The 19,497-nt window shown below is 67.7% G+C and carries 23 protein-coding genes and 1 pseudogene; 19 read left to right on the top strand and 5 right to left on the bottom strand.

Annotation, left to right across the window (positions count from 1 at the left end; translation table 11 throughout):
• The 17 genes from AACZ35_RS05110 to AACZ35_RS05030 form a co-directional block, all read left to right on the top strand.
• A partial coding sequence (locus tag AACZ35_RS05110) for a hypothetical protein (RefSeq protein ID WP_339826777.1) occupies positions 1-534 on the top strand: 534 nt, incomplete at its 5' end.
• Between the two features lie 204 nt (positions 535-738).
• Entirely contained in the window at positions 739-1,194 is a 456-nt protein-coding gene (locus tag AACZ35_RS05105) for a GFA family protein (protein WP_339826775.1), read from the top strand.
• On the top strand, positions 1,191-1,604 hold the full coding sequence (locus AACZ35_RS05100) for a hypothetical protein (RefSeq protein ID WP_339826773.1): 414 nt from the start codon (positions 1,191-1,193) through the stop codon (positions 1,602-1,604). The genes AACZ35_RS05105 and AACZ35_RS05100 overlap by 4 nt, the downstream gene beginning before the upstream one ends.
• Positions 1,597-2,316, top strand: a complete 720-nt coding sequence (locus AACZ35_RS05095) for a hypothetical protein (protein ID WP_339826771.1) — start codon at positions 1,597-1,599, stop codon at positions 2,314-2,316. Before AACZ35_RS05100 ends, AACZ35_RS05095 begins: the two co-directional genes overlap by 8 nt.
• 69 nt (positions 2,317-2,385) lie before the next feature.
• Positions 2,386-2,868: a shikimate kinase gene (locus tag AACZ35_RS05090; RefSeq protein ID WP_339826769.1), complete on the top strand. Its 483-nt coding sequence runs from the start codon at positions 2,386-2,388 to the stop codon at positions 2,866-2,868.
• Positions 2,869-2,885: 17 nt separating this feature from the next.
• On the top strand, positions 2,886-3,563 hold the full coding sequence (locus AACZ35_RS05085; RefSeq protein WP_339826767.1) for a DUF4336 domain-containing protein: 678 nt from the start codon (positions 2,886-2,888) through the stop codon (positions 3,561-3,563).
• Between the two features lie 101 nt (positions 3,564-3,664).
• Positions 3,665-3,883: a hypothetical protein gene (locus tag AACZ35_RS05080; RefSeq protein WP_339826765.1), complete on the top strand. Its 219-nt coding sequence runs from the start codon at positions 3,665-3,667 to the stop codon at positions 3,881-3,883.
• A gap of 21 nt (positions 3,884-3,904) precedes the next feature.
• A complete protein-coding gene (locus AACZ35_RS05075) occupies positions 3,905-4,429 on the top strand; it encodes a DinB family protein (protein ID WP_339826763.1) in 525 nt (174 codons plus the stop codon).
• A gap of 10 nt (positions 4,430-4,439) precedes the next feature.
• Positions 4,440-4,844, top strand: coding sequence for a hypothetical protein (locus tag AACZ35_RS05070; RefSeq protein WP_339826761.1), 405 nt, complete (start codon positions 4,440-4,442; stop codon positions 4,842-4,844).
• Positions 4,845-4,882: 38 nt separating this feature from the next.
• Positions 4,883-5,185 carry a DUF3817 domain-containing protein gene (locus AACZ35_RS05065; protein WP_339826759.1) on the top strand — a complete coding sequence of 101 codons (303 nt, stop codon included), beginning with the start codon at positions 4,883-4,885 and terminating at the stop codon, positions 5,183-5,185.
• Positions 5,175-5,621: a GNAT family N-acetyltransferase gene (locus tag AACZ35_RS05060; protein WP_339826757.1), complete on the top strand. Its 447-nt coding sequence runs from the start codon at positions 5,175-5,177 to the stop codon at positions 5,619-5,621. The genes AACZ35_RS05065 and AACZ35_RS05060 overlap by 11 nt, the downstream gene beginning before the upstream one ends.
• Positions 5,618-6,175, top strand: coding sequence for a DUF4287 domain-containing protein (locus tag AACZ35_RS05055; RefSeq protein WP_339826755.1), 558 nt, complete (start codon positions 5,618-5,620; stop codon positions 6,173-6,175). Before AACZ35_RS05060 ends, AACZ35_RS05055 begins: the two co-directional genes overlap by 4 nt.
• 78 nt (positions 6,176-6,253) lie before the next feature.
• Entirely contained in the window at positions 6,254-6,679 is a 426-nt protein-coding gene (locus AACZ35_RS05050; RefSeq protein WP_339826753.1) for a hypothetical protein, read from the top strand.
• A 3-nt stretch (positions 6,680-6,682) separates the two neighbouring features.
• On the top strand, positions 6,683-7,222 hold the full coding sequence (locus tag AACZ35_RS05045; RefSeq protein ID WP_339826751.1) for a DUF924 family protein: 540 nt from the start codon (positions 6,683-6,685) through the stop codon (positions 7,220-7,222).
• 17 nt (positions 7,223-7,239) lie between these two features.
• Positions 7,240-8,202 (top strand): hypothetical protein, encoded by a 963-nt coding sequence (locus AACZ35_RS05040; RefSeq protein ID WP_339826749.1) that lies wholly within the window; start codon positions 7,240-7,242, stop codon positions 8,200-8,202.
• A complete protein-coding gene (locus AACZ35_RS05035) occupies positions 8,199-10,316 on the top strand; it encodes a TIR domain-containing protein (RefSeq protein WP_339826747.1) in 2,118 nt (705 codons plus the stop codon). Before AACZ35_RS05040 ends, AACZ35_RS05035 begins: the two co-directional genes overlap by 4 nt.
• Positions 10,306-10,707: a hypothetical protein gene (locus AACZ35_RS05030; RefSeq protein ID WP_339826745.1), complete on the top strand. Its 402-nt coding sequence runs from the start codon at positions 10,306-10,308 to the stop codon at positions 10,705-10,707. The genes AACZ35_RS05035 and AACZ35_RS05030 overlap by 11 nt, the downstream gene beginning before the upstream one ends.
• Here the strand turns inward: AACZ35_RS05030 and asnB are convergent.
• A pseudogene (gene asnB / locus AACZ35_RS05025) lies at positions 10,697-12,390 on the bottom strand (asparagine synthase B). The gene AACZ35_RS05030 and the pseudogene asnB sit on opposite strands and share 11 nt — an antisense overlap.
• A 272-nt stretch (positions 12,391-12,662) precedes the next feature.
• Here asnB and AACZ35_RS05020 point away from each other — a divergent pair.
• Together AACZ35_RS05020 and AACZ35_RS05015 are read left to right on the top strand one after the other, a co-directional pair.
• Complete coding sequence (locus tag AACZ35_RS05020) at positions 12,663-15,041, top strand: penicillin acylase family protein (protein ID WP_339826743.1); 2,379 nt, start codon at positions 12,663-12,665, stop codon at positions 15,039-15,041.
• A 165-nt stretch (positions 15,042-15,206) separates the two neighbouring features.
• Positions 15,207-15,641: a hypothetical protein gene (locus AACZ35_RS05015; RefSeq protein ID WP_339826741.1), complete on the top strand. Its 435-nt coding sequence runs from the start codon at positions 15,207-15,209 to the stop codon at positions 15,639-15,641.
• Between the two features lie 46 nt (positions 15,642-15,687).
• Here the strand turns inward: AACZ35_RS05015 and dapE are convergent, their stop codons facing one another.
• From dapE to AACZ35_RS04995, 4 genes are all read right to left on the bottom strand, one after another.
• Entirely contained in the window at positions 15,688-16,818 is a 1,131-nt protein-coding gene (gene dapE / locus AACZ35_RS05010) for a succinyl-diaminopimelate desuccinylase (protein ID WP_339826739.1), read from the bottom strand.
• Positions 16,815-17,174: a Spx/MgsR family RNA polymerase-binding regulatory protein gene (locus AACZ35_RS05005; protein WP_339826737.1), complete on the bottom strand. Its 360-nt coding sequence runs from the start codon at positions 17,172-17,174 to the stop codon at positions 16,815-16,817. The genes dapE and AACZ35_RS05005 overlap by 4 nt, the downstream gene beginning before the upstream one ends.
• 18 nt (positions 17,175-17,192) lie before the next feature.
• Positions 17,193-19,157: an alpha/beta fold hydrolase gene (locus AACZ35_RS05000; RefSeq protein ID WP_339826735.1), complete on the bottom strand. Its 1,965-nt coding sequence runs from the start codon at positions 19,155-19,157 to the stop codon at positions 17,193-17,195.
• Positions 19,158-19,183: 26 nt separating this feature from the next.
• Positions 19,184-19,497: DapH/DapD/GlmU-related protein (locus AACZ35_RS04995; RefSeq protein WP_339826733.1), on the bottom strand; the 314-nt coding region annotated here is incomplete at its 5' end.

Raw genomic sequence — 19,497 nt, 5'->3', positions numbered from 1 at the left:
GGAATTGAGCGTGTAGTGGTCGCCGGCAGCCGCTATTGCGTACCGTCCGATCGCCTAATTACGGCACCTCACTGGATTCCTTCAGGCGGAACCATCAAGGATGAGGGGCTCGCCTTGCGTGGCTGTTACTGGAGAAAGTCCTCAACGAACTGCCGCAGCTTAGTCAGCGTCGGCAGCCTTAGCATCTATCCCAAGGCCACCCATGCCTTCACCCGATACCACGCGCTTCAACCTGATGCGTTCTACCGAACCATCACGCTAGAGCCCGACACGAGCGTGCGCCTACTACCAAGCGGCTTGATTGAGATCGCGAATACACGCTTGTATTGGGGCACCTTGTACTGGAAGTTGAGCGGCACAGACCAAAGTAGTGCGCGCCTCCCTTCTGGTGAAGATGAGCTAGTGTTCGCGTGCGAGGAAAAGGGCGCGATTTACTCGTGCAGTCGAATTTTCAACACTGGACCGCTAAGCGTCAGCTATAGCTTTTCCACATCAGACCCCGCAAATTTCGATGTGCTGGCGCAGGACCATTAGATAACGGCGGAGCTAGAGAGGCTTAAGTGCGATGCAGCCTAACTAATCATTCAAGCCGACGCGTTCGGCGCGGCTGAACTCAGTCGTTCGGCGACATGGGACATTTGCAGCATCATTGGAATCAGTGTGGGGTGGTGTCCTTGTAGCTCGCATCTCTGGCTCTGGTTGTGGCTGGATGCGGCCTAAGCGTTCATTGGAGCCATGATGAGTTCGCAATTCGCAGGATCATGCTTGTGTGGATCAGTCAGATACACGATCGAAGGATCGTTTGATCGCTTTTATCTGTGCCACTGTTCCCGCTGCCGGAAGGACACGGGCTCGGCGAACGCGGCAAACCTGTTCTCAGCCAATGCAAAACTGACCTGGCTCTCTGGCCAGGACCGGGTAGCAACCTACAAGCTGGCCGACACGCGCCACGCGCGAAGCTTCTGCGCCACCTGTGGTTCGGCCCTGCCCTGTTCCAGCCCGGATCTTCTGGTCGTGCCGGCCGGGAGCCTGGACACGGGCGACGTAAAGGCCCCCGATGGGAACATCTTCATGGCCAGTCGCGCCCCCTGGGATCAGGACCTTGGTGCCGCGCCGTCGTATGCTGATTTTCCGGCGGCCACCAGTGGCCTTCCTGAGGTCTCGCCCAAAGGGCTGAAGCAGGAACCAGGATGATCGAAACAGTCGCCCTGGCCGTGGTTGCCATGGTTGCGGTGTTTTTCGTCGCACTGGGCGCGGCTTCCCTGGTCGTGCCTGCGCGTGCCAGCCGCTTTCTCCTCGGCTTTGCCGACTCCCCGTACAAACACTACGCGGAACTTGCCGCCCGCTTCCTCGTGGGTGGCGCCTTCCTCCTGGCCGCGCCACGCGCGTCCTGGCCCGGCGCTTTCAGTGTGTTCGGCTGGGTACTGGTGGCCACCACGGCTGGCCTTCTGCTCGTGCCCTGGCGCTGGCACCATCGGTTCGCCCGGTGGGCCGTGCCCGAAGCTTTGCGCTTGCTCCCGCTGGTCGGAGCCTCGTCGCTCGTTCTGGGCGGGCTGGTCTTGTGGGCCCTTTTTCGTGGCCCGGATGGAGGTCCAGGTGCCTGAGGTCTTGCTCATCGTCGCGCTGACCACCGCCGCCGGCGCCGGCATCCCGGTCGGCGGCGCGCTCGCGAGCCTCGAACACCTCCGTCCGCGCTGGCTCGAAAACGAACTGCGCCATTTCATCATTGCCTTCGGCGGCGGCCTGCTGCTTGGTGCGGCGTTCCAGGTCCTGTTGCCGCAGGGAACAAGGATGGTGGGCAGTTCATCGCTGGCGGTCAGCGCATTCCTCGCCGGCGGACTGCTGTTCTTCCTGCTCGAACGCAGCCTGGGCCTGCGGCGGCGCGAGTCGCCGCAGCTCACCGGCATGCTGGTGGACTTCGTCCCCGAAAGCATCGCACTGGGTGGTCTGGTGGCCACCAATCCCGACATGGCGATGGTCCTGGCCCTGGTCATCGGCCTGCAGAACCTGCCGGAGGGTTTCAACGCCTATCGCGAGCTGCAGGCGTCCCGGTCGATGGCCCGGGGAAAGCTGATGCTTATGATGGTGCTGCTCGTGCCTCTCGGGCCCATTGCCGGACTTTCCGCCCACTTCGGCCTGGCGGGGCACCCGCGGGCGCTGGGCGTGATCATGCTGCTCGCCGCTGGCGGCCTGGTGTACCTGATGTTCCAGGAGATCGCACCCCAGTCGCGCCTGAACCGGCACTGGGCGCCCCCGCTGGGGGCGGTGCTCGGCGTGGGCATGACGCTGCTGGCGGAGCATTGGATAAGCGCTTGATCGGCGCGCGGCTTAACACGGGTGTTCAGGGCACAAGTCATCTGGCATTGGAGCTCTAGAATGGCCGGTATGAGGATCCTTGTTTTTGGCAACTCCGGTTCCGGCAAGAGCACCCTGGCGACCCGACTGGCCGCGCAGCATGCGTTGGCCCACCTCGACCTCGACGCAATTGTCTGGGAACCGGGCAAGATTGCGGTGCAGCGCCCGGCGCAGGCGATTGCCGCGTCCCTGTCCGACTTCATCTCCAGCCACGAGCGCTGGGTTATCGAGGGCTGCTACGGGGAACTGGTGGAGGCGGCGGCCAGCCACTGCACCGAGCTCGTGTTCCTGAACCCCGGCCTGGACGCCTGCCTGGAAAACAACCTCAGGCGCCCCTGGGAACCCCACAAGTACGCGTCCAAGGATGCCCAGGACGCGATGCTCGACAACCTGCAGGCCTGGGTGGCTGGCTACTACGAGCGGCAGGACCCGTGGTCCTACTCCTTCCACCGCCGCATCTTCGATGCGTTCCAGGGCGCAAAGACAGAGCACGAAGGGCCTGCGCTACAGTGAGCGGGCAGGAGTTCCCGATGTCACTTCAATGCCTGGTTCCCGACCAGATCTGGCATGCCCAGCAGGCGCTTTCGTTTGGCCCGCTGTCGCTCACGACCCGGATGACCGTCGTGCGCCTTCGGGATGGCAGTTTGTGGGTGCATTCGCCGATTTCGCCGACGCCGTCCCTGCTCGGGCAGCTGGCTGCCTTGGGCACGGTTCGTTACGTCCTGGCGCCGAACAAGAGCCATCACCTCTTTTTCCTCCCCTTCCTGGAAGCTCACCCTTCCGCCGAGGGTTTCATTGCCCCGGGGCTGGAAGGCAAACGGCCGGAGCTGGCCAGGTTCCGCGGCATCCCGTCCGACCCACCCTGGTGTAACGACCTGCAGGGCTACTTCATCGAAGGCCTGCCGATCATCAATGAAACGGCCTGGTACCACGCCGCCTCCGGCACCCTGATCCTGACCGACCTGCTTTTTTGTTTTTCGTCGGAAAACCGGGGCCTTACCTCCCTGGCCGCCAGGATCCTGGGCGTACGCGGGAAGCTGGGGATGTCCCGGACGATGAAACTTGCGACCCGCGACAAGCGGGCACTGGCGCGTTCCGTGCAGCCCCTGCTTTCGCTGCCGGTACAACGGGTCGTGGTTGGCCACGACCAGGTCATCGAAGACAAGGCGGGCGAGAAGCTGGCGCAAGCTTTCGCCTGGCTGGGATGAACCCACGGGCATTTTTCGCGACCCCCGAATAACCCCGCCTTTACATCCGGGCGCACGTCCCCGGTAACATCCTCCACGTCGGACCATCACGGGAGTCCCCCATGAAAACCCTGCTCATCGCCCTGCTCTGGTGCCTGCTGTTCGTGCTGGCCTGGCCGCTGGCCATCCTGGTGCTGGTCCTGTGGCCGGTACTGTGGCTGCTAAGCCTGCCCTTCCGCGCGCTGGGCATCGCCGTGGATGCGGTGTTCGCGCTGCTCAAGACCGTCTTGTTCCTGCCGGCACGCCTGTTGGGCTACCGGCCGACCCCTGCCGCGGGCTGAGTACTACCGGGGCAACAGGTCATGACGCCAGAGTCCGCCGTCCTGATGGCCCGCTACAACCACTGGATGAACGACCGCCTGTACGCGGCTGCGGCCACGCTCGACCACGAGACGCTTACTGCCGACAGGGGCGCCTTCTTTGGCTCCCTGCTCGCCACCCTGAACCACATCGCCGTCGCCGACACCATCTGGCTGCACCGCTTCGCCCAGCACGAAGACGGATTCGCCAGCCTGGCAGCCCTTGCTCAGTTCCCCGTGCCTTCGCGCCTGGACCAGCCCCTGGCGCCCGACCTGCCCGGCCTGCGCCAGCAGCGGATCCGGCTGGATGACCTGATCGAAGCCTGGGCCGCTGAGCTGACGCCCGCGCACCTTGCCGGCGACATCACCTACCGCAACATGGCCGGCACGCCCTACTGCCGTCCGTTCGGCGCCTTGCTGCTGCATTTTTTCAACCACCAGACCCACCACCGCGGGCAGGCAACGACCCTGCTCAGCCAAAGCGGCGTGGATGTTGGCGTCACCGACCTGCTGGCCCTGATTCCGTGAACATGCAGTCATGAAGCTCCCTGCCCTTGTCATATCGGCTTCGCTGCTGGTCGCCGGCGTCATCCACCTGCTGCCGGTCATGGGCGTGCTGGGTGCCGATCAGCTGGCAACGCTTTATGGGCTCGACTTCTCCGACCCCAGCCTGGCCATCCTTATGCGGCACCGGGCGGTGCTGTTCGGTTTGCTGGGTGCTTTCCTGGTCGTGGCCGCATTCCGGCCGGCGCTGCAGCCGATGGCGTTTTTCGCCGGGCTGGTAAGCGTCTTCGCCTTCCTGCTGATCGCATGGTCGACCGGCAACTACAACGCCGCGATTGCCGCCATCGTCACTGGCGACGTCGTGGCCCTGGTGGCGCTCGGCATCGGACTCACGACGCAGGCATCGGCCAGGATCAGGGATCCTTCCCGCCGGACCTGAACTCCCACTTCGACCACTGCTCCGGGGACTTTCCACGCATGCTCAACGCCTTCCGCCTGCTCAGCCTCATCGAGGGCCTGTCCCTGATCACGCTGCTCTTCGTCGCGATGCCTGCGCGCTACCAGTTCGGCATTGATTTCGTCTGGCCGGTCGGCATGGCGCACGGGGTGCTGTGGCTGGCGTTCGTGGCGATGTCGCTGCTGGTCAGCCACCTCCAGCGCTGGTCGGTGCTCGCCTGGCTGCTGGCCCTGCTGTGTTCCGTGCTGCCCCTTGGCTTCCTGCTGCTTGACGCCAGGCTCCGCCGCGAAGCGGCCAGGATTCCGGTGGCTGATGCAACTTAGCCAACGCCCAGCCACCGAGTCCGACCTGCCTTTCCTGCTGGCGCTGCGCCAGGAAAGCATGGGCCCGCACCTGGCCGCCGCGGGCCTGCATGGCAGCAGCGACGACTTCATGCTGCGGGTGATGCACCGTTTCGACTGCGCACAGATCGTGCTGGCCGACGGCACCCCCGTCGGGCTGCTGAAGCTGCTGCGCGAGCCCGGCCAGTGGCACGTGCTGCAGATCCAGCTTTCAGAAGGCGTGAGGGGCCAGGGCCTCGGCCGGCGACTGATGGAAGACGTGATGACCGAAGCTGCGCGAGCCGGCGTTCCGGTGGCGCTTTCGGTGCTCAAGGCCAACCCGGCGAAGCAACTCTACGAACGACTCGGTTTCGAGGTCGTGGGCGAAGACGCCCACGAATTCCACATGACAAACCCTTTCCCGGGGAGACGACCATGACCGATATCCAGAAAGCGGTGGAAACCCAGCTGCGCAACATCCAGGCACGCACCGGCAAATCGCTCGATGATCTGTTCGCCATCATCCGCGCCAGCGGGCTGGCGAAACACGGCGAGATCGTCGCTCACCTCAAGGCCGAACTCGGGCTGGGCCATGGGGATGCCAACACCCTGGCCCATGTGGCGAAACAGGCGGCGGCGCCGAAACAGGCCGTAGAAGATCCGCTGGACGCGCTATACACCGGCCCGAAGGCTGCCCTTCGCCCCATCCACGAAGCCCTGCTGGCGAGAATGAGCCCGCTGGGCGAATTCGAGGCGGCGCCCAAGCAGAAATACATCAGCTACCGCCGCAAGAAGCAGTTCGCGATGATCGGCCCGCCCACCAATTCCCGCGTCGAGCTGGGCCTGAACATCAAGGAACTGCCGGACTCCCCGCGGCTGGAGAAACTCCCGCCCGGCAAGATGTGCAACTACCAGGTCAAGCTCACCGACGTGTCGCAGGTCGACGCCGAGTTGGCCGGCTGGATCAAGCAGGCCTTCGCCGCGGCGGGGTAATCGACGGGTCCGAAGGTGGTTGCCCTGCCTGCCCGGGCGCCCTAGGCTTCAGGCTTCGCCAGCCATCCGGAACACGCGATGAAAATCCTGCGCTACGTCCTGGCCTTCCTCGCTGGCGCCCTCGTGGCCGGCTTCGTCGTGGCGGGCTTTGAAGCCCTGGGGCATGCGGTGTATCCGCCGCCGGAAGGCCTCGACCCGGGCAATCTCGAACAGATCAAGGCCGCCGTGGCGGCGATGCCGGTCGGCGCGCTGCTGTTCGTGCTCCTGGCCTGGGTGGCCGGGGCCTATGCCGGCGGGCTGGTGGCGGCGCTGCTCGCGCCGGGCCGGCGCGGCGTGCTGGCGGCGGTGGTGGGGGCCCTGGTCCTGGCCGCCGTGGTCGCCAACCTGGCGATGATCCCGCATCCGCTCTGGTTCGCCGGCGTGGCCATCGTGGCGGTGCTGGCCAGCACCAGCCTGGCCGTGTTGGCCGGACGGCGCCGCGACCGCGCCGCGGCGGGAGCCTGAGCCATGTCGCCACAGGACATCCTCGACTTCTGGTTCGAACAGACCCCACCGGAACGCTGGTGGAAGGTTGACGCCGGGTTCGACGCGCTCATCCGCGACCGCTTCCTCGGCGTGCTGCGGCAAGCCGCCGCCGGCGAGCTGTACAGCTGGCGCGGCAACGCCCGCGGCCGGCTGGCCGAGATCATCGTGCTCGACCAGTTCCCCCGCAACATCCACCGCGGTACGCCCGGCGCCTTTGCCTGCGACCCGGTTGCGCTGGTGCTGGCCCAGGAAGCCGTTGCCGCCGGCACGCTGGCCGCGCTGACGCCCACCGAACGCAGCTTCCTGCTGCTGCCCTACATGCACAGCGAATCGGCGCGCATCCATGAAATCGCGGAAGTGCTGTACCGCGAACACGCGCCGGCGAACAACCTGGACTTCGAGCTCCGGCACAAGGCCATCATCGACCGCTTCGGGCGTTACCCGCACCGCAACAAGATCCTGGGCCGCGAGTCGACGGCCGAAGAAGTGGAATTCCTCTCGCAGCCTGGCTCCAGTTTCTGACACCCAAGGGGACACCGGTGGACGAACCGTTGCATGAAGGTCTCAGGTCGGCCCTGGAACCCCTGCTGGTGCAGAAGCAATTGCGCGCCGCGCTCGAACTGCCGGGCGACAGCTACTGGCACCACCGTCCACAGCGAAATTTCCCGCCCGCCACGATCCGGGACCCCGGGCAGTACGCCGGCGGCGAACGACTGTCGCTGGCGATCACCCAGACCAACCTGCCCGCCCGCGAGCAGCGCGCGCTTGTAGGCAAGTGGTGCGAGCTGCTGCCGAGCCTCGGCGAGGTGCGCACGCTCTGGTTCCACAGCAAGGTTACGCAGGAAATCTTCGAAGCCGCCTGCGCCATGCCAGGGCTGCAGGGCCTGTACGTGAAGTGGAGCGCCATCACCACGCTGGCGCCCCTGGCCGGCCACCGTGCGCTGTCGCACTTCCACCTGGGCGGCGCGCCGTCGGCGACCGGCCTGGAGGCACTGGCAACGCTGCCGGCGCTGGTCGACCTGGAGCTGCACAACGTGCGCGAGTCGGCCGACCTTGCTTTCCTGCAGGGGTTGCAAGGCCTGCGCGCGCTGGGCCTGGCCGGCGACTCAAACAGCATCAAACCGCTGAAGATCCCCTCCCTGGCAGCGCTGGCGAACTTGCGAGAAGTCGAGCGCCTGAGCCTGCACACGGTCCGCGTCGACGACGGCTCGCTGGCGCCGCTGGCGGCGATGCAGAAACTGCGCTGGCTGTCACTGGCAAACGTGTTCCCGATGGAGGAGCTCGCGCGCCTGGCCGGCCGCCGCCCCGACATCGACTGCGACCTGTTCGTGGCAAGCAACGGGCCGGTGGCTTCGATCGCCTGCAAGAAATGCCGGCAATACACGCTGCACATGACCACCGGCAAGGGCAAACCCTGGCTTTGCGAAACCTGCGACGCCGACCGGCTGGCCAGGCACGTCGCCGCCTTTGAAACCTTGCGTGCCGGCGCAGGCGCCGCATGACCCCGCCGCGGCGCTATCGCGCTTTCATCAGCTACAGCCACACCGACGCCGCGGCGGCGCGCTGGCTCCAGCGTGCGCTCGAACGCTATCGCCCGCCTGCGGCACTGCGGGCCAGCAAGCCCGACCTGCCGGCCCGCCTTTATCCGGTGTTCCGCGACCAGGATGAGCTTGCCTCGGCCCACGACCTGTCGGACTCGATCTGCCAGGCGATGGATGATTCCGAGGCCCTTGTGGTGATCTGCTCCCCGGCGGCGGCGGCCTCGCGCTGGGTCAACGAAGAGATCCGCCATTTCCGTGCGTCGGGCCGCGGCCATCGGATCTTCTGCTATCTCGTCGCCGGCCAGCCCGACATTCACTCGACGCAGTGCGCCTTCCCGACGGCGCTGCTGCACGACGAACAGGGCAAGCTGCTGCACGAACCGCTGGCCGCCGACGCCACGCCCGCCGGCGACGGGCGCCGCAACGCCATGCTCAAGATCGCCGCCGGCCTGCTCGACGTCGGCGTGGATGAACTCAAGCGCCGCGACGCCCAGCGCCAGGCACGCACCTGGGCCGGCGTGGCCGTGGCGTCGCTGGCGGTGGCGGCGATGACGGTGGGGCTGGCGCTGTACGCCTTCAAGTCCAAACAGGAATCGGAGATGCGTCGCCAGCAGGCCGAGGCGCTGATCGGCTTCATGCTTGGCGACCTGCGCAGCAAACTCGAGCCGATCGGCAAGCTCGAGCTTCTCGACTCGGTCGGCGACGAAGCCATGGGTTATTTCGCCACGCTTGGTGAACGCGGCACGTCCAGCGAATTCCTGGCGCGGGCGGTGGCGCTCAAACAGATCGGCGACGTGCGCTTCAACCAGGGCAAGCTCGAAGCCGCGCTGGCCTCCTTCGAACAGGCGCTGGCACAGGCCCGACAGTTGCACGAAGCCGAGCCCGACAACAACGACTACCTGTTCGAACTCGGCCAGGCCGAATTCTGGGTCGGCTACGTGGCCTGGGAACGCGGCCAGCTCGACAAGGCCGAGACCGCGATGCACAACTACCTGCGCCACAGCCTGGCGCTGCAGCACCGCGAGCCCGGCAACAGCGACTACAACCTGGAACTGTCCTACGCCTATTCGAACCTGGGCAGCCTGTCGCGCGCCCGCGGCGACAGCAAGACCGCCCTGGCCTACTTCGGCCTGTGCCGCGACATCACCGAGCAGGAACTCGCCCGCAACCCCGGCGACCCGGACCTGACCATCGCGCTGGCGGAAACCTGGTCCTGGATCGGCTCCACGCGCTTCGACGACGGCGACCTCGCGGGCGGCGAACAAGGTTTCGCCGAAGTCTCGCGGCTGCTGCAATCGCTTCACGAGCGCGGCGACAACGTCCACGCCACCTATTTGCTCGGCCGGAATCTGGTCTTCCAGGCCAATGCCCAGCTTGGGCTCGGCCACGCCGACCTGGCCTCGCCCCTGGTCGAGCGCGGCGCCGACATCTTCAGCCGGCTCACGGCCCGCGACCGGCAGAATGCCTCGTGGTCACGAAGTGCCCACTGGGTCGGGCTTACCCGGCTTGGCCTCACCGCCCCGGCAAAGTGGACGGCCGCGCAGGCACGGGAGCTCGACGACCTGGTCGCGGGCATGGAAAACCTGTCCGCCCAGGACCCCAGCAACGCCGCCGCCGTGGTGGACCTGTCCCATGGGCTGCGGCTGAAGGCACTGCGGGCGCTCGCGACCGGCGACGTGGCAGGCGCCCGGCGGGTGGCGGCCGACGCCCACCGGCGCATGTCCGACCTGGTCGCCGGCACCGACTATTCGGCCCAGCGCCTGGCGGAGCTGGCCCGCACCGCCGAGGTCCTGGGCACCACCCAGGCAGCGGGCGGCGACCACGCGGCCGCACAGGCCACCTGGACCGCGGCGGCCCGGCTGCTGGACCGCCAGGAGCAGCAGACCTTCGAGTTCCACCCCGTGCGCCGGCTCCTGGCCATCAACCTTGGCCAGTCCGCGCGCCTTGTGACGTTGCAACAGGTGCTGGACCAAGCCGGTTACCGCGATCCCCGAATGGAACCGGCCTACACCCTCACCGGCGCCTTCGCGCCGGAACAAGACACAACTACAAGAGGATCCACCCATGCGCCGTAGTGAATTCGTGCCGCTGTTCCTGCTGCTCGCCATGCTCGCCCAGCCCGTCCTCGCCCAGGGTGCCGGGGGCAACGACTTCAAGGTCGAACTCGACCCCGCCACCTGCACCTTCAGCGGCGGCTCGGACGGTGCCGGCAACGTCGACGTGACCTCGAACACCGGCAGCAAGAAGATCCAGGTCCGCCTTACCGACCAGGGCTACGGTATCGCCGACGTCACCTTTTCCGGGGAAGGCCAGGACCAGATGTCCTTCTCGGGCGGTGGCCAGTCCCACGTGGTCAACATCTTCAACCGCAATACCGGGCCGGCCGACGTGAAGTACTCGGTCATCGTCGAGAACCAGGCCACCGGCGAAACCCGCGACTGCGACCCGCGCATCATCAACCGCTGACCGACCGCCTGCGTTCGCGCGGGCTGTCGCCATGCACGCCGGCCACCGCCCGCCCGGAAGGGTCGGCGGCGGCTGCGAACGTGGCATCCCAGGCGATCGCCGCCGGTGACGAACAGGCGATCGACTTGCCACCCGGCACCGTGCGCGCGCAGGCGTCGCCGGGGAAACTGCGTTCGAACAGGTCGCGGTACCAGTACGCTTCCTTGCTGGCCGGCGGATTCACCGGGAAACGCAGCGGCGCCTCGGCCAGCATCGCGTCGCTGACGCGGGCCTCGGCCAGGGCCCTGAGGCCGTCGATCCAGCCGTAGCCGACGCCGTCGCTGAACTGTTCCTTCTGCCGCCAAAGGATGTCGTCGGGCAGCGCGCCTTCGAAGGCTTCGCGCAGCATCGCCTTTTCCATGCGGTCGGGCCCGCAGCGTTTTGCCTCGGCGTCGAGAGACATCGCCAGGGCAAGGAACTCCAGGTCCAGGAACGGCACCCGCGCCTCCACGCCCCAGGCCATCATCGCCTTGTTCGCGCGCAGGCAGTCGAACTGGTGCAGGGCGTCGATCTTGCGCACTCGGCGTGGAACTCGCGCGCATCCGGGGCCTTGTGGAAGTACAGGTAGCCGCCGAAGATTTCGTCGCTGCCCTCGCCGCTGAGCACCATCTTCACGCCCATGGCCTTGATGCGCCGCGCCAGCAGGTACATCGGCGTCGAAGCGCGCACGGTGGTGACGTCGTAACTTTCGATGTGCCGGATCACCTCCGGCAGCGCGTCCACGCCTTCCTGGAAACCATAGGTGAAACCGTGGTGCACCGTACCCAGCGCCGCCGCGGCGCGTTCGGCCGCCGCCAGATCCGGCGAACCCGGCAGACCGATCGCGAAACTGTGCAGGCGCGGGTACCAGGCTTCGCTGCGGTCGTCGTCCTCCACCCGCTGGCGCGCGAACTTCGCCGCGCAGGCCGCCACCAGCGATGAATCCAGGCCGCCGCTGAGCAGCACGCCATAGGGCACGTCGGTCATCATCTGCCGGTGCACGGCCTGTTCGAAGGCCTCGCGCAGCGCCGCCGGCGTGGTGGTGACGCCGCGCGTGGCCTCGTAGTCACGCCAGGGCTGCGGATGGAAACGGCGCAGTTCGCCGGTGCTGCTGTCGTAGACGTGCCCCGGCGGAAACGCCGAAACGTCGGCGCACAGTCGCGCCAGCGCCTTCATTTCCGAGGCCAGCCACAGCCGGCCGTCGCCGTCGTGGCCCCAGTAAAGTGGGCAGACGCCCAGCGGGTCGCGCGCCACCACCAGCCGCTTCGCCGCCGCGTCCCACAGCGCAAACGCGAAGATGCCATTGAGCTTCGCCACCGCGTCCGGACCCTCCTGCCGGTACAGCGCGTTGATGACCTCGCAGTCCGAGCCGCTGATGAACTCGTAGGGCATCGCCAGGCCATCGGCGAGTTCGCGGTGGTTGTAGATCTCGCCGTTCACCGCCAGCGCCAGCTGGCCGTCGGCCGAACGAAGTGGCTGGGCGCCGCCGGCGGGATCGACGATGGCCAGGCGCTCGTGCACCAGCAGGCAGGCCGGCGATTCGAACACGCCCGACCAGTCGGGGCCGCGGTGCCGCTGCAGCGCCGACAGCGACAGGGCCAGCGGCCGCAGGCCACGCAGGTCGGCACCGGGGCGGGCGTCGTGGACGCCGAGGATGGAACACATGGGCAGGTCTCCTTGGAATTTCATTCGCGCAAAAGGAAACGGCCCGCACTGGGGTCAGTGCGGGCCGTCGGGACTGGGGCAGTTTTTTAGTGGTGCGCGCCTAGTCGTCGACCCGCGAAGGGGGACGATTATTGTTATTGGCGTTGTTCACGAAGATCGCGCGCATGGGCCGAGCATAGGCATGGGCCGCACGCCCGCGCAAGCACCCCGTGGCGGCGGGCGCCCGCTTCGGCCATCCTTGGCCTTTCGCCACCAGCCCCGGAGCCGCACGCATGCGCAAGACCGCCCGAGTATTCATTCGCCTGCTTGCGGTCGTGCTCATCCTGGTCCTGGTCGCGGTGTTCGCCGGCTACTGGGCCATGCGCGGCAGCCTGGCCACGCTGGAAGGCGACCTGGCCCTGCCCGGGCTATCGGCGCCGGTGACGGTCAGCCGCGACGCCCTGGGCATCGTCACCATCGATGCAGCCAACGAAGTAGACGCCGCCCGGGCCCTGGGCTTCGTGCACGCGCAGGAACGTTTCTTCGAGATGGACCTGCTGCGGCGCTCGGCGGCCGGCGAACTGTCGGCGCTGTTCGGCGAGATCGCGATCGACCGCGACAAGCAGGTGCGCGTGCACCGCCTGCGGGCGCGCCTGCGCGAACACCTGGGCCAGATCGCCGGCGACCGCCTGCCCGCGCTCGAGGCCTACCGCGATGGCGTCAACGCCGGCGTGCTGGCCCTGGACGGCACGCCCTGGCCCTACCTGCTGCTGCGGGCCGATCCGCAGCCGTGGACGGTGGAGGACACCGCACTGGCCGGCTACGCGATGTTCTTCGACCTGCAGGACGAATCGAACTCGCGCGAACTGGCGCTGTGGCGCATCCGCGAAGTGCTGCCGGCGCCGCTCTACGACCTGGTCGCCACCGACGGCAGCGAGTGGGACGCACCGCTGTTCGGCGAACCGCGCGGCAATCCCGCCCTGCCCGGCGTCGACGAAGTGGACCTGCGTACGCTGCCCATGCCCGAAAAAAACGGCGATTACGCCGTGTCCGAACCGGCCGCCCCCGGCAGCAACAACTTCGCCGTCGCCGGCAGCCGCACGAGCGATGGCCGTGCCATCGTCGCCAACGACATGCACCTGGGCCTGGGCGCACCGAACATCTGGTTCCGCGCGCGCCTGCGTTATCCCGATGCGCGCGCACCCGGCGGCCAGGTCGATGTCAGCGGCTTCACCCTGCCCGGCATCCCGGCGGTGATCGTCGGCAGCAATGGCCACGTCGCCTGGGGCTTCACCAACAGCTACGGCGACTGGCTGGATTTCTACCGCGTCGAGTTCACCGATGCCGACAGGCTGCGCTACCGCGTGCCCGGCGGCGAAGCCGTGCTGCGCACCGACAGCGAGTGGATCGAAGTGAAGGGTGGCAAGCCGGTCGAACTCAAAGTGCGCGAGACCCGCTGGGGCCCGATCACGGTCGATCTGGAAAACGGCGATGCCCTGGCGCTGCGCTGGACCGCCCAGCTGCCCGGCGCCCTGAACTTCGGCCTGGCCGACATGGCCTTCGCCGGCAACCTCGACCAGGGCCTGGCCGTGGCCGACGTTGCCGGCATCCCGGCCCAGAACCTGCTGATGGCCGACCGCCATGGCCGCATCGCCTGGCGCCTGACCGCCCAGCTGCCCGAACGCGCCGGCGACTGTGCGCCCGCACAGCCGCTGCGGGTTGAACAGGCCTGCCGCTGGGCCGGCTGGCTGGCGCCCACCGAAAACCCCAGCCTGGTGGACCCGGCGGACGGCGTGTTGTGGACCGCCAACGCGCGCGTGGTCGACGGCGAGGCGCTGGCCCTGGTCGGCGACGCCGGTTACGCCAACGGCGCCCGCGCCCGCCAGATCCGCGACACGCTGCGCGCGGGTTCGGGCTTCAGCGAAGCCGACCTGCTGGCCCTGCAGCTCGACAACCGCGCCCTGTTCCTGCAGCGCTGGCATGCGCTGCTGCAGGCCGAAGCCAGCCGCGGCGGCGACGCCGACCTGCAGGCCCTGGCCGAAGCCAGCGCCGACTGGACCGGCCGCGCCAGCGTCGATGCCGTGGACTACCGCATCGTCCGGGCCTGGCGCCTGGCGGTGATCGAACGCATCCAGAACGGGCTGATGGCGCCGGCCCAGGCCGCGCTGGGCGAGGACTTCGTGATGCCCGATCTGCCCCAGGCCGAAGCCTTCGCCTGGCCACTGGTGCAGCAGCGGCCGGCGCACCTGCTGCCGCGCAAGTTCGCCAGCTGGGACGCGCTGCTGGCAGACGCCGCGCGCGATATCCGCGGCCAGCTCGAGGAAGCCGGCCCGCTGGCGGACCGAAACTGGGGCGAACGCAATACCGCGCGCATCTGCCACCCGCTGGCGGGCGCCCTGCCCGGCCTGCTGCAGGGCCTGCTGTGCATGCCGGCCGAGCCGCTGCCCGGCGACGGCAACATGCCGCTGGTGCAGGCGCCGGGTTTCGGCGCCAGTGAACGCATGGTGGTCTCGCCGGGACGCGAGGCCGAGGGTTTCGCGCACATGCCCGGCGGCCAGTCCGGGCACCCGCTGTCGCCGTTCTGGGGCGCGGGCCACGCGGCCTGGGTTCGCGGCGAAGCCACGCCCTTCCTGCCCGGCGAGCCCGCGCACGTGCTCAGGCTCAGCCCCTGAAACGTGAACCAGTTCACATTTCCGCAGGCAGAACCTGACAGCCGTCACTAAATGGTCCATAAACGGGGCGCTGCCCCGGCTCGCTCCGCCGGGACAGGGACGGAGAGATCGCCGTCAGGGGGAGCGGTCTACCGCACCGAACTTCTTTTCGGCGAGGTAGGTTGGATGGACATGTTAGTGAACGGGCTGGCGATATGCCGCCAGCTGATGTTGCAGCGCCAGGCGGCGGCCGTGCTCAAGGCCGTGCGCGCCCTGGACGCCACGCAGCGCAAGACCACCGCGGACCAGACCCTGGCGGAAATCCAGGCGGCTTCGGTCCTGCCCCACCCGCATTGGCACGGCGCCAGCGAATCGATGCTCTACCGACCCTGGAGCCCCGTGGCTTCGGTGACGGCCGGGCGCGTGCGCGACCGGTCCATACAGCTGCGCCAGCGTTCCGTGGCGCTGTGGCTGGCGGTGGTCTACCACGAAACCCGGCAGACGCCGCACACGGGCCTGCAGGCCGTGCACCGGCAGGTGCTGGGCATCCTGCGCGAACTGCGTGAGTCGGCGCAGGTCACGCCGGCGGCGGAACAGGCCTGGTTCAAGGCCGCGGCCTGAACCAGACGGACGACCAGGGGAACACCGGGGAGGACGTGCGGGAGGATCAGGCGAGCAGCAGGCGTTCGACGATGGCTCGGTAAAGCGCGGGGAGGCGCTCGAGTTCTTCGACAACGACGTGTTCGTTGACCTTGTGGATGCTGGCGTTGATGGGCCCCAGCTCCACCACCTCGGCGCCGAGAGGCGCGATGAAGCGGGCGTCCGAGGTGCCGCCGCCGGTGTTTTCTTCCGGCACCAGACCCAGCTGTTCGCTGATGACCGCGCGCGCGGCCGCGCGCAGCCGGCCTTCGCCGGTGAGGAAGGGTTCGCCGCTTCGGTGCCAGTGCAGCGCGTAGTCCAGGCCGTGGCGGTCGAGCACGGCGTGCACTTCCGATTCCAGGCCTTCAGCGGTCCAGCCCGGATTGAAGCGGAAGTTGAACTGCAGCTCGCAGTCGCCCGGGATGACGTTGTTGGCGCCGGTGCCGGACTGGATGTTCGAGATCTGGAAGCTGGTGGGCGGGAACTCCGGATAGCCCTCGTCCCAGGCGCGCGCGCTGAGTTCGGCCAGCGCCGGCAGCGCCTGGTGGATCGGATTGCGGGCCTTTTCCGGATAAGCCACGTGGCCCTGGATGCCCTTCACCCGCAGCCGGCCCGACAGCGAGCCGCGGCGGCCGACGCGCAGCAGGTCGCCCAGCGCGGCTTTCGACGAAGGTTCGCCGGTGATGCAGAAGTGGATCGGCCGGCCTTCTTCCTTGAAGCGCCGGGCGACCTGGCGCACGCCATCGATGGCGTCGCCCTCCTCGTCCGAGGTCAGCAGGATGGCCAGCGTACCCGGGTGCTCCGGGTGCGCCGCGACGAACTCTTCGGCCGCGATAACGAACGCGGCGACGCTGCCCTTCATGTCGGCGGCACCGCGGCCATAGAGCACGCCGTCGCGTTCGCTGGGCTCGAACGGGTCGCTGTCCCAGGCCTCGCGCGGGCCCGGCGGCACCACGTCGGTGTGGCCAAGCAGGCAGAACACGTCGCCGCCCTGGCCATGCGTGGCCCAGAGGTTGCGCACCTCGCCGGCGTCGAGCCATTCAATGCGGAAACCGGCGCGCGCCAGGCGCTGCGCCACCAGGTCCTGGCAGCCCGCGTCGTCCGGGGTCACCGAACGCCGGGAAATCAGCTCGCGCGCCAGGGCCAGGACCTCGCTCACTTGCCCACCCCAAAGCGCTGCTTGAAGCCATTGTCGCTGAAGCCGACGCTGACCTGGCCGTCGTCGGTCACCACCACCGGGCGTTTGACCAGGGCTGGGTGCTCGCGCAGCAGCAGCGTCCACTCCGGGTCGGACGCCGGCGACTTGCGGCCTTCGGGCAGCTGCCGCCAGGTGGTCGAGGCCTTGTTCACGAGCTTCTCCCAGCCGCCCAGCGACGCCGCCCAGGCCTTGAGCGTGGCCGGGGGCAACGGGTTGGCGCGATAGTCGACGAACTCATGCGGCACATCGAAACGCTTGAGCCAGTTGCGCGCCTTGCGGCAGGTGTCGCATTTGTTCAGTCCGTAGATCGCCGTCATGCCGGCAGCTCCTCGTGCCTATTTTGCCTGCTGGCCACCGATGTGGCGGGAAAGGAAACCCAGCAGCCGCCGGTAATACTCGGTCCGATGCTCTTCCTTGTAAAACCCATGACCCTCGTTCTTGTAGACCAGGGACTCAACCGGCACGCCGGCCTTGCGAAGCGCGCTTTCCATCAGCTCGGTGTGTTCGACCGGCGCGACGCGGTCTTCCCCTCCCGCGGCCAGGAATACCGGCGCCTTGATCCGATCGGCCAGCCGCGTCGGCGAGACGGCGGACAGGCTGCCAGCCTCACCGATCCACTGGCTGGTGAAGTTGGACATGAAGCGGCTGTCGCGCTTGTCCTGGCGCACCATCAGGTCCAGGTCGTACACGCCGACATAACCGGCCGCGCAGGCATACAGGTCCGGTTCGCGGGCCGCGCCCATCATCGCGGCGTAGGCGCCGTAGCTGCCGCCGTATATGCAGATGCGTTCCGGGTCGGCGATGCCCTGCTCGATGGCCCACCGGGTGGCGTCGGTCACGTCGTCCTGCATGGCCTTGCCCCACTGCTGGGCACCCGCTTCCTGGAACCCCCGGCCGTAGTTGCCCGAGCCCCGGAAGTTGACTTGCAGCACGGCATAACCGGCACGGGCCAGGAGCTGCGCTTCGGTGTCGAAGCCAAGCTGGTCGAAGGCGCCGTAGGGGCCACCGTGCACGTAGACGACGGCGGGCAGGTTCTTGCCCCCGGAACCCGGCGGGAGAGTGAGGAAGCCGTGCAGGTCGAGACCATCGCGCGCCTTCAGGGTGACCGGCCTGACCCCGCCCATGGTCTCGGGGTCGATCCACTGGCGGCGGCTGAGCAGGTAACCGGCCTTCCGGTTGGTGACGTCGAACAGGTAGAAGTCGCCCGGGTTGTTGCCGGCGGTGACCTGAACCAGCGCGAGCTTGCCGTCGCGGGTGGTGGAGGTGACGTAGACCGCCTGGCCCGGGAACGCGGCCTGCAGCATCGTGTACAGCTTCGCCTCCGGCGACGCCGGGTCGAAGAAGCGCTGCTCGACCTTGTCACCCAGGTACTGGGCGCCCACCGGGATACCCCGGTCGCCCAGGCTGTAGAGCACCACATAAGGATCCACGACCTCGTGCTGCAGCAGCGGGCGGCGTTCGCCGGTGCGGGTGTCGAAGGCCACGATCGCATCGGGCGCCTTCCGGCTGTCCGAACGCAGGTAGGCGACCTGGTTGTCCGCCGAGAAGCCCACCGGGATATCCACCCGGCCGGTCTCTTTCTCGTTGTTGATCAGCGCCCACTCGTCGCCTTCGCCCTTGCGGTGGTAGAGCATGCTGGCGTTGTCCTGGCCATAGCCACGCACAAAGCGCACCTCGCGGGCGTGGTCGACCGTGAAGTTGCCGCGCTGCACAGGCGAACGGGCCACCGGCCGGCGCTTGCCGTTGCGCACGTCCATGATCTCGACGCGGGTGTAGGGGTCGTCGTGGAACGGCCAGACCTCGATCAGCACATCGTGCTCTTCATCGGGCAGGGCATCGAGCAGGTAGGCCGCCACCGATTCCTGGGTACGGGTCTGGATGCGCGAACCAGGACCGGACCCAACCGCGCGGTAGCCCACCAGCAGTTCGACGTTCTTGCCATCGGCATCGACGCCGAATATTTCGCCGGTGGCGCTGGGGGTGTCGTCCATTCCGAAGTTTTCGGCCATCGACAGCAACAGGCGCGTGTCGTTGACCCACTCGAAGTCCTCGATGTGGGTGTCCTTGCCCAGGGCAAACTGCGCCGTTACGTCGTTGCCGTCGCGACGCATCACCACCAGTCCGGTCCGGTCGCCTAGCGGAACCGTGGCGGCATAGTACTCACCGGTGGGCGACAGCTTGATGTCGCTGAAGCTGTCGAGCTTGGTGAAGCCGGCCAGGTCGACCTGGGCCAGGGCCGGGCCGGCCGCCAGCAGGCAGGCGGCCAGCAACCAGGTGGCCAATCGGAAATTGGAGTGCATCGCGGCGTTCCTGTGGGGGGACGGCCCTACTCTACCGCCCCGCGCAGGAGTTCATTGACAGAAGTTTTCGCACGCGTCTTGGCATCCACCTGCTTGACGATCACCGCGCAGTACAGCGAGTACTTGCCGTCGGCCGAAGGCAGCGACCCCGACACCACCACGCTGCCGGCGGGGATGCGGCCCTGGGTGATTTCGCCGGTGGCGCGGTTGTAGATGCGCGTGGACTGGCCCAGGAACACCCCCATGCCGATGACGCTGCCCTTTTCGACGATCACGCCTTCCACCACTTCGGCGCGGGCGCCGATGAAGCAGCCGTCCTCGATGATGGTCGGGCTGGCCT

This window comes from uncultured Arenimonas sp. (assembly GCF_963976025.1).
Classification (GTDB): Bacteria; Pseudomonadota; Gammaproteobacteria; order Xanthomonadales; family Xanthomonadaceae; genus Arenimonas.
Note: the sequence above shows the minus strand (reverse complement) of the source record. Positions and strands in the feature narration are given on the sequence as shown.